Annotated in this window: 12 protein-coding genes and 1 tRNA gene; 8 read left to right on the top strand and 5 right to left on the bottom strand. The window is 62.0% G+C overall.

All coding sequences use genetic code 11. The annotated features are described in order from the left end of the window. Nucleotides 1–13 precede the first annotated feature (13 nt). The gene (folE2, locus tag BTO02_RS20220) at nt 14–823 is read left to right on the top strand and encodes a GTP cyclohydrolase FolE2 (RefSeq protein WP_075161222.1); all 810 of its coding nucleotides are present in this window, start codon (nt 14–16) and stop codon (nt 821–823) included. 105 nt (nt 824–928) lie between these two features. Here folE2 and tsaD read toward each other — a convergent pair whose 3' ends face one another. Continuing rightward, nucleotides 929–1954, bottom strand: coding sequence for a tRNA (adenosine(37)-N6)-threonylcarbamoyltransferase complex transferase subunit TsaD (tsaD, locus tag BTO02_RS20215; RefSeq protein WP_075159063.1), 1026 nt, complete (start codon nt 1952–1954; stop codon nt 929–931). A gap of 98 nt (nt 1955–2052) precedes the next feature. Here tsaD and BTO02_RS20210 point away from each other — a divergent pair, with 98 nt between their 5' ends. The 6 genes from BTO02_RS20210 (at nt 2053) to BTO02_RS20185 (ending at nt 9080) form a co-directional block, all read left to right on the top strand. Then, entirely contained in the window at nt 2053–3288 is a 1236-nt protein-coding gene (locus BTO02_RS20210; protein WP_075159062.1) for an NAD(P)/FAD-dependent oxidoreductase, read from the top strand. Nucleotides 3289–3388: 100 nt separating this feature from the next. Continuing rightward, complete coding sequence (gene rpsU, locus BTO02_RS20205; RefSeq protein WP_075159061.1) at nt 3389–3601, top strand: 30S ribosomal protein S21; 213 nt, start codon at nt 3389–3391, stop codon at nt 3599–3601. Between the two features lie 161 nt (nt 3602–3762). Further along, nucleotides 3763–4209 (top strand): GatB/YqeY domain-containing protein, encoded by a 447-nt coding sequence (locus tag BTO02_RS20200; RefSeq protein WP_075159060.1) that lies wholly within the window; start codon nt 3763–3765, stop codon nt 4207–4209. A 168-nt stretch (nt 4210–4377) separates the two neighbouring features. Further along, complete coding sequence (gene dnaG / locus BTO02_RS20195; protein WP_075161221.1) at nt 4378–6261, top strand: DNA primase; 1884 nt, start codon at nt 4378–4380, stop codon at nt 6259–6261. 149 nt (nt 6262–6410) lie between these two features. Then, nucleotides 6411–8810, top strand: a complete 2400-nt coding sequence (rpoD, locus tag BTO02_RS20190) for an RNA polymerase sigma factor RpoD (protein WP_075159059.1) — start codon at nt 6411–6413, stop codon at nt 8808–8810. 182 nt (nt 8811–8992) lie between these two features. Then, nucleotides 8993–9080 (top strand) — tRNA-Ile (locus BTO02_RS20185). A gap of 149 nt (nt 9081–9229) precedes the next feature. On the opposite strand, the gene BTO02_RS20180 is transcribed toward BTO02_RS20185, so the two are convergent. Continuing rightward, complete coding sequence (locus tag BTO02_RS20180; RefSeq protein ID WP_156883926.1) at nt 9230–9919, bottom strand: hypothetical protein; 690 nt, start codon at nt 9917–9919, stop codon at nt 9230–9232. A 25-nt stretch (nt 9920–9944) separates the two neighbouring features. Continuing rightward, nucleotides 9945–11024 (bottom strand): hypothetical protein, encoded by a 1080-nt coding sequence (locus BTO02_RS20175; RefSeq protein WP_083615279.1) that lies wholly within the window; start codon nt 11022–11024, stop codon nt 9945–9947. A 211-nt stretch (nt 11025–11235) separates the two neighbouring features. Here BTO02_RS20175 and BTO02_RS20170 point away from each other — a divergent pair, with 211 nt between their 5' ends. After that, nucleotides 11236–11559 (top strand): hypothetical protein, encoded by a 324-nt coding sequence (locus tag BTO02_RS20170; protein ID WP_075159057.1) that lies wholly within the window; start codon nt 11236–11238, stop codon nt 11557–11559. A gap of 55 nt (nt 11560–11614) precedes the next feature. On the opposite strand, the gene BTO02_RS20165 is transcribed toward BTO02_RS20170, so the two are convergent. Both BTO02_RS20165 and BTO02_RS20160 read right to left on the bottom strand, forming a co-directional pair. Beyond that, on the bottom strand, nt 11615–12349 hold the full coding sequence (locus tag BTO02_RS20165; RefSeq protein WP_075159056.1) for a hypothetical protein: 735 nt from the start codon (nt 12347–12349) through the stop codon (nt 11615–11617). Next, the gene (locus BTO02_RS20160) at nt 12349–12801 is read right to left on the bottom strand and encodes a hypothetical protein (RefSeq protein WP_075159055.1); all 453 of its coding nucleotides are present in this window, start codon (nt 12799–12801) and stop codon (nt 12349–12351) included. The genes BTO02_RS20165 and BTO02_RS20160 overlap by 1 nt, the downstream gene beginning before the upstream one ends. Between the last annotated feature and the right edge of the window lie 2 nt (nt 12802–12803).

The following is a 12803-nucleotide window of genomic DNA, read 5'->3' as shown; positions in this document are numbered from 1 at the left end:
TGAGGATAAAAAGATGAATCAGATGAACCCCGCTTTCGTGATGCCCGACGTGCAGAGCACGGTCGATACCCGGCAGATTCCGATTCAGCGGGTGGGCGTCAAGGCGGTGCGTCATCCATTGACGGTTCGCACGCAAGCCGGCGCGGTACAGCCGACCATCGGCACGTGGAACCTCGATGTTCACTTGCCCGCGGAGCAGAAGGGCACGCATATGTCGCGCTTCGTCGCCTTGCTCGAGGAGCGCACCGAGCCGCTCGATGCGACGACGCTGCGCCCGATGCTGGCCTCGATGCTCGAGAAGCTCGAGGCGCGCGCCGGACGTATCGAAGTGTCGTTCCCGTATTTCGTGAACAAGACCGCGCCGGTGTCGGGCGTGCAGAGCCTGCTCGACTATGAGGTGACGCTTGCGGGCGATGTGCGCGACGGCGTGACGCGTGTGTTCCTGAAGGTGCTGGTGCCGGTCACGAGTCTGTGCCCGTGCTCGAAGCAGATCTCGCAGTACGGCGCGCACAACCAGCGCTCGCATGTGACGATCGATGCGGAACTGGCCGGCGATATCGCCGTTGAAGAGCTGATCCGCATTGCCGAAGAAGAAGCATCGTGCGAACTGTGGGGGCTGCTCAAGCGCCCGGATGAGAAATTCGTCACGGAGCGTGCGTACGAGAACCCGAAGTTCGTCGAAGACCTCGTGCGCGATGTCGCGCAACGGCTCAACGCAGATGAGCGGATCGTTGCGTATGTGCTCGAAGCGGAGAACTTCGAGTCGATCCACAATCACAGCGCGTATGCGCTGATCGAGAACGACAAGCGCGTTGCGCGGTAATTGCTGGTTTGATGATGCTCATACAAACGGCCGCTCGATGCGGCCGTTTGTGTTTTCGTGGTTACGTACGTATGCGTCGCGCGCCATGACGTCAGCAGCGACCGTCTAGCGCGCGAGCGATGCAAGATCCCAACGCGGCTTGACCGTGAACGCATAATCGGCATGCGCCTGTTCGGGCCAGCGCTGCAGCCGCAACGCGCCGGCAAGCGCAATCATCGCGCCGTTATCGGTGCACAACGACAGGTCCGGATAATGCACGTCGAAGCCGCGCTTTTTCGCCGCCGCCGATAGCGCCTCGCGCAATTGCCGGTTCGCGCCCACGCCGCCCGCTACGACCAGCCGCTTCAGTTTCGTGCGCTTCAACGCCGCAAGCGACTTCGCGGCGAGCACTTCGACGGCCGCATCGACGAAGCCGCGTGCGAGGTCCGCTTTGCTCTGCTCGCAGACGTTCGTGCCGAGCTTTTTCATCTGCGTGAGCACGGCCGTTTTGAGGCCGCTGAAGCTGAAGTCGAGATCGCCCGAATGCAGCATCGGACGCGGCAGCGCCACGGCGCCCGGTGTGCCGAATTCGGCGAGCCGCGACACTTCGGGGCCGCCCGGATAGCCGAGGCCGAGAAGTTTGGCGGTCTTGTCAAACGCCTCGCCGGCCGCATCGTCGAGCGTTTCGCCGAGCGTCTCGTAGATGCCGACGTCGGTCACGCGCATCAGTTGCGTATGTCCGCCCGATACGAGTAGCGCGACGAACGGAAACGGTGGCGGCGCATCGACGAGCAGCGGCGACAACAGGTGCCCTTCCAGATGATGAATGCCGATGGTCGGTTTGTCCCACGCCATCGCGAGGCCGTTCGCGACGCTCGCGCCGACCAGCAGCGCGCCGGCAAGGCCCGGACCCTGCGTGAAGGCGATCGCGTCGATATCGGCCTGAGCGACGCCCGAGCGCTCGAGTACTTCCTCGAGCAACGGCAGCGCGCGCCGGATGTGATCGCGCGAAGCGAGCTCCGGCACGACGCCGCCGTACTCGCGATGCATCGCGATCTGCGAGTGCAGCGCGTGCGCGAGCAGGCCGCGCCCAGTGTCGTAGAGCGCAAGACCGGTTTCGTCGCAGGAGCTTTCGATGCCGAGAACGAGCATGGTGCGAAATGGAGCGGGTAACCCAACAGTATAGCAGTGGGCCTCAACGGTCGCCTGAGGCTGCGGCGGCGCTAGCCACGCCAGTTACAATGCGCGCCATGGAAACTTTCGACATCGCCGTGATCGGCGCGGGCGCGGCCGGCATGATGTGCGCGTCGGTGGCCGGTCAGCTCGGGCGTCGTGTCGCGTTGATCGATCACGCGCCGCGGCTCGCCGAGAAAATCCGCATTTCGGGTGGCGGCCGCTGCAACTTCACGAATCTGTATGCGGGACCGGGCAATTACCTGTCGGCGAACCCGCATTTCTGCCGCTCCGCACTTGCGCGCTATACGCCGCGCGACTTCATGGCGCTGCTCAAGCGCTATCGCGTCACGTGGCACGAGAAGCATAAAGGGCAGCTGTTTTGCGACCAGTCGAGCGACGCGGTAATCGACGTGCTCAAGAATGAATGCGATGCGGGCCAGGTGGCCTGGCGCCGCCCGGTCGGCGTCGAAGAGGTCAGCCGCCTGCAAGACGGCAGCTTTGTGCTAGCTACGCAGCAGTCGGGGCGTATGAAGGCGCGCGCGCTTGTGGTCGCGACAGGCGGCCTGTCGATTCCGAAGATCGGTGCGACCGATTTCGCCTACCGGCTCGCGAAACAGTTCGGCCACAAGCTCATCGACACACGTCCGGCGCTCGTCCCGCTGACCTTCGCGGCCGCCGACTGGGCGCCGTTTTCGACGCTATCGGGCGTGTCGCTCGAAGTACACCTCGCGACTGGCGCGAAAAAGGCTGCCGGTGCGTTCGTCGAAGACCTGCTGCTCACCCATCGCGGCCTGTCGGGCCCGGCCGTGCTGCAGATTTCGAGCTACTGGCAGCCGGGCGAGCCCATCCACATCAATCTGCTGGCCGAACGCGACGCGGCTGCAGCGCTCATCGACGCGAAAGCGGGCAGCAAACGGCAGATCGGAAATCTGCTCTCCGAGTGGGTGCCGACGCGGCTTGCGCATGTGTGGCTCGAGACGCACGGCGTGTCCGCGGACGCACGCATCGCCGATTTGCCGGACAGGACGCTGCGCGCGATCGGCGACGCGTTGTCGCGCTGGACGCTCGTGCCGAACGGCACCGAGGGCTACCGGAAGGCCGAGGTGACCCGCGGCGGCATCGATACGCGCGAACTGTCGTCGTCGACGATGATGAGCGCGCGCGTGCCGGGCCTGTATTTCATCGGTGAGGCGGTCGACGTGACCGGCTGGCTGGGCGGCTACAACTTCCAGTGGGCGTGGGCTTCGGGCGTCGCGGCGGGACAGGCGGCGGCCGAGTTTGTGCACGGCGCTCAAGCGCAGCCGATTTGACCGTAAAAGTTACCCCCCTCCGGGGGGCTTGACTGATCCGTGCTTTTATGCAGAAGGTCTGCTATACTTCCAACCCTTTGCCCAAAACCGTTATTGAAAGATGACGACCATTCGCGTAAAAGAAAACGAGCCCTTCGAAGTCGCGATGCGCCGCTTCAAGCGCACGATCGAGAAGAACGGTTTGCTGACCGAGCTTCGCGCGCGCGAGTTTTACGAAAAGCCGACATCCGAGCGCAAGCGCAAGAAGGCGGCGGCCGTCAAGCGGCACTTCAAGCGTCTGCGCAGCCAGATGCTGCCGAAGAAGTTCTATTGATCGCATCGCGGCGCCCGGCCCGGCGCGAGGTGGTCCGCGTTCGAGAAACCCGCTTCACGCGGGTTTTTGTGTTCTGCGTGTTACACACTAGGGCGCGCAACGCCTCGCCCGGACGCGCATTCCATTCCCGCAACACCTTCACAACGTATGGCAGGTGAACGATGAGTCTTAAGGTTCGGATCAACGACGACATGAAGGCCGCGATGCGCGCGCGGGAGGCAGAACGCCTCGGCACGATTCGGCTGCTGCTTGCGGCAATCAAGCAGCGCGAAGTCGACGACCGTATCGAGCTCGACGACGCCGGCGTCACGGCGGTCATCGACAAGATGATCAAGCAGCGCAAAGACTCGATCAGCCAGTTCGAAACCGCGGGGCGCACCGATCTCGTCGCGAAGGAAAAGGGCGAGCTCGACGTGCTCGCGGCTTATATGCCCGCGCAAATGTCCGATGACGAGATCGCCGCGGAAGTTCAGGCAGCCGTCGCGCAGACGGGCGCCGCCGGACCGCAGGATATGGGCAAGGTGATGGGCGTGCTGAAGCCGAAACTGGCGGGCCGCGCGGACATGACAGCGGTATCGGCGAAGGTCAAGGCCGCACTCGCGAAGTAACGGTTTTCCGCGGACAAGGTCGCGCGGGAATGACGCCGCTCTCCTTGCGCCTGCTCGCATGTTGTTGCCTGTGTCCGTTTCCGCGCGGGCGTCCTATCCTGTTCAGAACGCATGGCCGACGCAACCGGCGGACGGCGCACCGGTCCTTTTGAAGGCAACGCAAGTATCGTGATTCCGCACTCTTTCCTGCAGGACCTGCTCAACCGCGTCGATATCGTCGACGTGGTGGGGCGGTATGTGCAGCTCAAGAAAGGCGGCGCGAACTTCATGGGGCTTTGCCCGTTCCACAACGAGAAGAGCCCTTCGTTTACGGTTAGTCCGACTAAGCAGTTCTATCACTGCTTCGGTTGCGGCGCGCATGGAACGGCGATCGGCTTTCTGATCGAGCATGCGGGGCTGACATTCCCTGAAGCGGTCAACGAGCTTGCGCAAGCGGTGGGCCTGACGGTGCCGCATGAGCCGTCGATGCGCGGCGTAGCTGGCGGCGCGAATGGTAGCGGCGGCGAAGGCTATGGCCCGGCCGTATCGAAGGCCGTCACGACGGCGCTGTCGGACGTGATGCAGACCGCGTGCGATTTTTACCGCAAGCAGCTGCGTGGCGCGCCGAATGCGATTCAGTACCTGAAAAAGCGCGGACTGACCGGCGAGATCGCGGCGCGCTTCGGTCTCGGTTACGCCCCGGATGGATGGCAGAACCTCGAGGTGGCGTTTCCCAATTATAGGGACGAAGCACTTGTCGAAGCTGGCCTTGTGATCGTCAGCGAAAAGTCGGATGCGCAGGGCCAGAATCGCCGCTACGACCGGTTTCGCGAGCGCGTGATGTTCCCGATCCGCAACGTGAAAGGACAGGTCATCGGTTTCGGAGGCCGCGTGCTCGACGGCGGCGAGCCGAAGTATTTGAATTCGCCGGAAACGCCGCTATTTAACAAAGGCAGCGAGCTTTACGGGCTTTTCGAAGCGCGGCTCGCGATCCGGGAACAACGGTACGTGCTGGTAGTTGAAGGGTATATGGACGTCGTCGCACTGGCCCAATTGGGGTTTCAGAACGCGGTGGCGACGCTGGGCACGGCCTGCACGCCGATTCATGTGCAGAAATTGCTGCGCCAGACCGATACGGTGATTTTCAGCTTCGACGGCGACGCAGCCGGCCGGCGCGCGGCACGTCGCGCGCTCGACGCGTGCCTGCCGCATGCGGCGGACAACCGGACGATCCGGTTCCTGTTCCTGCCGACCGAACACGATCCGGACAGCTATGTGCGCGAGTTCGGCACCGAAGCGTTTGCGGCGCAGGTCGAGCGGGCCATGCCGCTGTCGCAGTTCATGCTCAACGAGGTCCTTGCGGGCAAGGAACTGGACCAGCCCGAAGGCAGGGCGCGCGCGCTCTTCGATGCAAAGCCGTTATTGCAGGCGCTGCCGGCCAACGCGTTGCGCGCACAGATCATGCACATGTTCGCGGATCGCCTCGATGTGCCATTCGACGAAGTGGCCGCACTGTGCGAGGTCGATGCGCGGATTGCCGCCGCTGCGCGTTCGGCGCCCGCGCGCAAGGATCGGCGCAGTGTAACCGGTATCGAGCAGCGAGCCTTGCGCAACCTCGTCATGCATCCGCGCATCGCGGCGGTGCTCGACGAGGACGCAGAACGAGATTTGCTGGCAGTAACGCGTCATGCGGAGCTATTCGAGGAGGTGCTGACCCACGCGCGAGCATTGGGGGAAACGGCCGAATTTCAATTGCTGTCCGATCTATTGCGCAATGGTGCGAACGCCCCAACCTTCGAGGAAATCTTTCGCGAAATTCTGGACTATGATGAAAACGTTCGGGATTTGTTGCTGAAAGACCCCGAGGATGCGAGCGTCGCCGAAGAGCGTCGCGAGCATGAACGGCTCGCTGGCGAGGAACTGAAAGCGGCGATCCTCAAGATGCGCTATGACGCGTCCCGTGAACGCCTTGATCAGTTGGCTCGTCAGTCCAGACATACGCCGGAAGAACTGGCGGAATTCAACGGTTTGAGTCAAAGGTGCGCTGACATGAAGCGCCTGCTCGGGCTGTGAAGACGGCTGAGAAAAGACTGTGAAGCGACTGTGAAGCGACTGTGAAGCGGAAGTGACGAGGGAAGGGCTGAAACGCAGGTGCTATAATAATAGGTTTTCAGCGGTTTTGGTTTTGTTTTATTTCCAGGCAAAGGCGAAAGGCGATTGCAATGGTAAAGACTACAGGCGGAAAGAAAGCGACAGGCAAAGGCTCAGGGCAGCCGACCACGAAGGTCACAGAGGCCAGGTCCGCAACTTCCGTAACAAAAACGTCTGCCGAGAGCGCCACGCCAGCCAGGAAGCGTACTTCCACCGTTTCCGCCGCGCGAGCGGCCCCGGTGCAGGCGGCGAAAGCTGTCGCAGCGGTGACGAAACGGCCGGGCGCCGGAAGCTCGAAGGAAGACGCAAGGGACGCGGCTGCCGCGCAGGACGATGCGGCAGTGCGCGAATCTCCAGTATCCACGGTTCAACCGGCTGTTGTCCACCAGCCGCGAGTCGAGACTACAGCCGGTACGGCGAACTCCATGACGAAAAAGCTGAACGAAGTATCCGTCGATGACGACGCAACCACCCAGAACGAAGAAGTCGCAACTCCCGTTCAGGGCAAAGGCGAAAAGGCCAAGGCACGCGACCGCCGGGCGAAGGAAAAAGCGCTGCTGAAGGATGCGTTCGCCTCCACGCAGCCGGGCACCGCGGAAGAGCTCGAGGAGCGGCGCTCCAAGCTGCGCGCGTTGATCAAGCTCGGCAAGGAACGCGGCTTCCTGACCTACGCGGAAATCAACGACCACCTGCCGGACAATTTCGCCGAGACCGAGGCGATCGAAGGCATCATCAGCACGTTCAACGACATGGGCGTGGCTGTCTACGAGCAGGCGCCCGATGCCGAAACGCTGCTGCTGAACGACAACGCGCCCGCCGCATCGTCGGACGACGAAGTCGAGGAAGAAGCGGAAGTTGCGTTGTCGACGGTCGATTCCGAATTCGGTCGCACGACCGACCCGGTGCGGATGTACATGCGCGAGATGGGCACGGTCGAACTGCTCACGCGTGAAGGCGAAATCGAAATCGCGAAGCGGATCGAAGATGGCCTGAAGCACATGGTCATGGCGATCTCCGCATGCCCGACCACGATCGCGGACATCCTCGCGATGGCTGAGCGCGTCGCGAACGAAGAGATCCGCATCGACGAACTCGTCGACGGTCTGATCGACGAAAACGCCGAAGACGCGGACGGCTTCTCGGAGCAGGAAGCGGAAGCGATCGAGAGTGAAGACGAGGAAGCCGAAGAGGGCGAGGAAGAAGAGGAAGAGGACGACGACGGCGCCGCGCAAGCGACGGCGAATGCCGCCCAGCTCGAGGCGTTGAAGCGCATGTCGCTCGAAAAATTCGCGCTGATTAGCGAATGGTTCGACAAGATGCGTCGCGCGTTCGAGAAGGAAGGCTACAAGTCGAAGTCGTACCTGAAGGCGCAGGAAACGATTCAGAACGAGCTGATGTCGATCCGCTTCACCGCACGCACCGTCGAGCGTCTGTGCGACACGCTGCGTGCGCAGGTGGACGAAGTGCGCCAGGTCGAGCGTCAGATCCTGCACACGGTCGTCGACAAGTGCGGCATGCCGCGCGCCGAATTCATCGCCCGCTTCCCGGGCAATGAAACGGACCTCGAGTGGTCGGACAAGATCGTCGCCGAAGGTCATTCGTACAGCGCGATCCTGACGCGTAACATCCCGGCGATCCGCGAGCAGCAGCAGCGTCTGCTCGATCTGCAGGCGCGCGTGGTGCTGCCGCTGAAGGACCTGAAGGAAACCAACCGTCAGATGGCGGCCGGCGAACTGAAGGCGCGTCAGGCCAAGCGCGAGATGACCGAAGCGAACCTGCGTCTCGTGATCTCGATTGCGAAGAAGTACACGAACCGCGGTCTGCAGTTCCTCGACCTGATCCAGGAAGGCAACATCGGTCTGATGAAGGCCGTGGACAAGTTCGAATACCGCCGTGGCTACAAGTTCTCGACGTACGCGACGTGGTGGATCCGTCAGGCCATCACACGCTCGATCGCGGACCAGGCGCGCACGATCCGTATTCCGGTTCACATGATCGAAACGATCAACAAGATGAACCGCATCTCGCGTCAGATTCTGCAGGAAACCGGACTCGAGCCGGATCCGGCGACGCTGGCCGAGAAGATGGAGATGCCGGAAGACAAGATCCGCAAGATCATGAAGATCGCGAAGGAACCGATCTCGATGGAAACGCCGATCGGCGACGACGACGATTCGCATCTGGGCGACTTCATCGAAGACACGAACACGGTTGCACCGGCCGATGCCGCGCTGCATGCAAGCATGCGCGACGTCGTGAAGGACGTGCTCGACTCGCTGACGCCGCGCGAAGCGAAGGTATTGCGCATGCGTTTCGGTATCGAGATGAGCACGGACCATACGCTCGAGGAAGTCGGCAAGCAGTTCGACGTCACGCGTGAGCGTATCCGTCAGATCGAGGCGAAGGCGCTGCGCAAGCTGCGTCACCCGAGCCGTTCGGACAAGCTGAAGTCGTTCCTCGAAGGGAATTGACGTTAGCCACCCGCCGCTTCGGCTTCATTCGGTGAAGCGAAGCGGTCGGGCCGCCATCTGCATGCGGGGCTTCCGGGGTGTTTCGTACGGTACGCGAAGCAGTCCCGGAAGCCCCGATTTCGTGTAGTATGTCGGCCAATCAGCGATCAGGCCCGGCCTTGCGACCGGGTCTTTTTCTTCTTGGGCCGGACGCCGTGCTGGTTGCAGGCAGCGGACTCATAATCCGCCTCCGAAAGGACACCGTGGGTTCGAATCCCACCCGGCCCACCAAGGGTTAGCGGGCAATAACGAGCCACAGAAGATTTCCGCAATCCAAGATCTTTTCCGCAATTGCGCATCGGGAGATTGCGCCTCAAGAGCAGCGGAAACGAAACAGCCACCCGAAGGTGGCTGCTCGAAAAGATGATGAGGCGATAAAGTTACCTCAGCTCATTCCACGAATTCAGCGTCACCGATCCGGTAATAAAAACTGAGTAAGCGGAGCCGGCCGGAATGATCAAGTTGGTCGCGATGGCGTGACCGGTGGTGTTGTCGTTTCCAATCTGCGCGACGAGACCATCGATGGTAATGGCGATAGACCCGCCGCCGACGCCGCATGTTCCTGCAGCATAGACGATGATCGGCTTTCCAGTTGTGTTCGTATAGGTGGTCCCTAACGTGCGGGATGCCGTTACATCGATGATCGTTTGCGCTACGCCCAGCACTTGGCTTTGGTTGACCGCCTGATTTGGGCTTGTTGACGCAGAGGTCGCAAGCGGTAGCGGAGATGCAATGTTTTCGACTTGCCCCAATTGGACGGCGTGCGCGCTTTCGGTGGCCGGCGCTACTTGCTGGGCGCCGGCATCGCATGACAGCAACACCCAGCACAGGTCGCCATCGTTCAGCAGTGAGCCGACGAACGAGACCAAAGTTGCGATACCACCTTCGACGATCTCATCGCCTTGCAACTGCTGGCCGCCGAGACCGAAGATCGGGGCCGCGGTGGGGCCATCAGGTGCGTAAGTCGACGGGCCGTCGTTCGTCGCGGCCGCACGGAATTTCTGAACCACACCGGACGTGGTCGGGAGTGCCTCAAGCGGCACGGAATTGGTTGCAGTGTATGTCGTCATCTCTGTTCCAATGGATGTGGGTTAATCAGAAGGAGTACGAATTCAAACCGAGTTCTGCGTTGATGACGCCCGTTGTTGCTGTCGTGGTCAGCACATAGAAGAGCGTCTGAGGAATTGTGATCATCGACCTGCTGCTGCCATTTCCCGAGAACACATCGGGCGGGTTGAAACCCGCCACCATGCCGACGCCCGCACCAGTGGAGGTCGAGGCGACGATAAAGTCCGCAGAGATACCGGTCTGCCCTCCCACGCCGACATTTCCATTGAGTTCGGCCGACTTGGCGTTCATCGGAACCGCCGACGCAATGCTGAAAGCTTTAAACGTTGAGGTCAGAACGCCGGAATTCATAACGGTCACCGGCGCGATCCCGATGGAGCGCTCTTTCTGAAAACCCACTTTCAGTTTGCCGGCCGAGTCAGTGGGCCAGACCGAGATCAGTTCCGTGTACGTAAAGCCGGTAGGCAAGTTTTGGCCACCGTACGTTTCACCGACGATCGAGCTGGTTGCGTTCGTCGCGAAAATGCCTCGCGTTCCTGCCGTCGGATTCCAGGCCGCGTAGATGCCGACATAGCCGTTCGCCGGCGGCGATCCTGCATCCATTCCGCCGATGCCTACCGGTCCGGCCAGGTTGAGCGTCTCGTTGAACGACGACAGGATGATCGGGAGGCCGCCGAGACCTGTTTTGAGGACCAGCTCGTCGGCGGTGAATGTGAGAGTCGACGCGGCCGCTGATTGAATGGCCGCGAGGTTTCGCGTTGCGCCGGCAACCGTCGTTACCTGGCTCAACTGCGCTGCCTGCTCGCTGGCGATTGCGGGGGCAACTTGCACTGCGCCTGCCGTGCACCCGACGAGGATCCAGCAAAGCTCGCCGTCATTCAAAAGCGGTTCGACAAATGAAACGAGCGTGGCGATGCCGCCTGCAACGATTTCATTACCTTGAAGCTGTTGACCACCGAGGCCAAAAATCGGCGCTGGTGCGAGGCCATCCGGCGCATACGTTGAAACGCCGTCGTTGGTCGAGGCGACAAGAAATTCCTGTTTCACACCCGAGATGGTCGGCAACGCCGGCATCGGGACGGGGTTGTTTGCGGTGTACGTCGTCATACTTGTTGAGCTCCATCATCAAGCACGTTGAAAGGCCACGACCACGTGTCGGCCGTGGCAGCCGTCGTTACGATCCGCGCGGAAAAATGGCGGGAGCACGGGGTGAGGCCGTGCGGAGAATGCGCGGATATTCACCGCATGGGTTGCGGTGATTTAGGTCGCATGCGACGGGTATACTGTACATCCATACAGTATTTTTTGTGTGAAGAATATGCGACCGAAGCTGCCGGAATTCCCGTCACCGACGACGGAGCAGTTGCGCGCGATCTACGCACGCTCGGATCAGGACGTGCGCAATGTTGTGCTGGAGGTCATACGGCTGCGCCAGCTGGTAGCTGACGCGGATGCCTGTCGCGAGACGATCGACAAGTGTTGGAAAGCTGAAGGGTTAGGCCAGCTCGTTGCGCTTTATGAGTTCCGGATACTGATGCAGACCGAACGCTCGAGGATGGGCTTCATCAGCGAATACAAGGGGAAGGCTGACGAGCAGCCGCGCGATGCGGGTGATGACGGAGGTGCGGCGACGCCCGCGTGAGCGTCGCCGAAATACAGCCTTTGGACTGTAAAACGAAAATACAGCTGATAGCCTGTTAAGCGGCCTTCGGCTGCGGCGCGTAGATCGCCGTAATGCGGCTCGCGACGAGATCGATGCTGTGATCGTCCTCATCGAATCCCCCGGGCCACGCATCGGCCTGAATGGTCGTATAGCCGACGTCGTGCAGCCACATCACATCGCCCGGCCTGTGAATCCAGTCGACGAGAAACGGCAATAGATCGTCGAGCCGCGGATACCCGAACCAGATGTCGCGGCCATTCGCGACGATCACCATGCCGGCCAGTTCTTTCTCGAAGCGCGCGTAATACGCGGCATTCGCGCCCTTGGGCGGCTCGAAGCAGTGTAGCTTGCCGATCTGCGCGGCCGGCAGGAACAGTGGCGTGTACGAGGTGCGCCAGCCGCCGAGCGAGTGCCCCTCGACGTTGAACACGGTACCGGCCGGGACCTGCGAGAGTGCCCACTGCCAGATCTCATGGCAGCCGTCGTACGCGCCGCGCGTGACCTTCGCGCCGCCGCCAACATCGACCGGCCACAGGTCGACGTCATCGAACAGATCGCCGAGCTGATGATCGCTGAAGCGCGTGCCGCTGATCGAGAGACACACCTCGCCGGCGGCGTCGCGCGACAGCACCGCCTGGCTATCGCCATCCTTGTACTGGCCGATCCACTGGCAGCCGAGAGCTTCGAACGCAGCCTGCGCTTTCGCCGGATCCATCACATACGCAGCCTGTGCACGGAGCACTGCTGCGTAGAGCGCGGCGAGATCCATCAGGCGCTCGCGGCCGCGGTCGACGCCGGCGCCGGCGGCGCGGCGGTGGGCGTGCCGTAGACGGCCAGCCAGTTCGACAGCGCGATCGACGCGGCGCCGAGCGCGAGACGGATCGTCGCCCGCGTGCCGGCGTCGATCGGCAGCAGCGATAGGAGGCCGATAGCCTGCGGGATCACCGTGTTCACGAGGCTTTGCACGTTCGACGGATCGAGCGTTGCGACGGCCGCGCACAGCTTGCCGTTGTCCTGCGCGAGTAGCGCGAGATTCGGATCGCCCGGAATCGATGCGCTCAGATCGAGCAGCGTCGGCTGCACGACCGCGCACGCCTTTACAACGTTCGTTTGAGCCTGCGCGGCGAGCGTCGCGAGGTTCTGTTGCTGTGCCGACGTGCAGCCAGCGAGGATAGCGATGGACGCGACAAGGCCTGCCGCGAGCAGCATGAGTTTCTTCATGG

The organism is Paraburkholderia sp. SOS3, assembly GCF_001922345.1.
In the GTDB taxonomy this organism is placed as follows: domain Bacteria; phylum Pseudomonadota; class Gammaproteobacteria; order Burkholderiales; family Burkholderiaceae; genus Paraburkholderia.
Note: the sequence above shows the minus strand (reverse complement) of the source record. Positions and strands in the feature narration are given on the sequence as shown.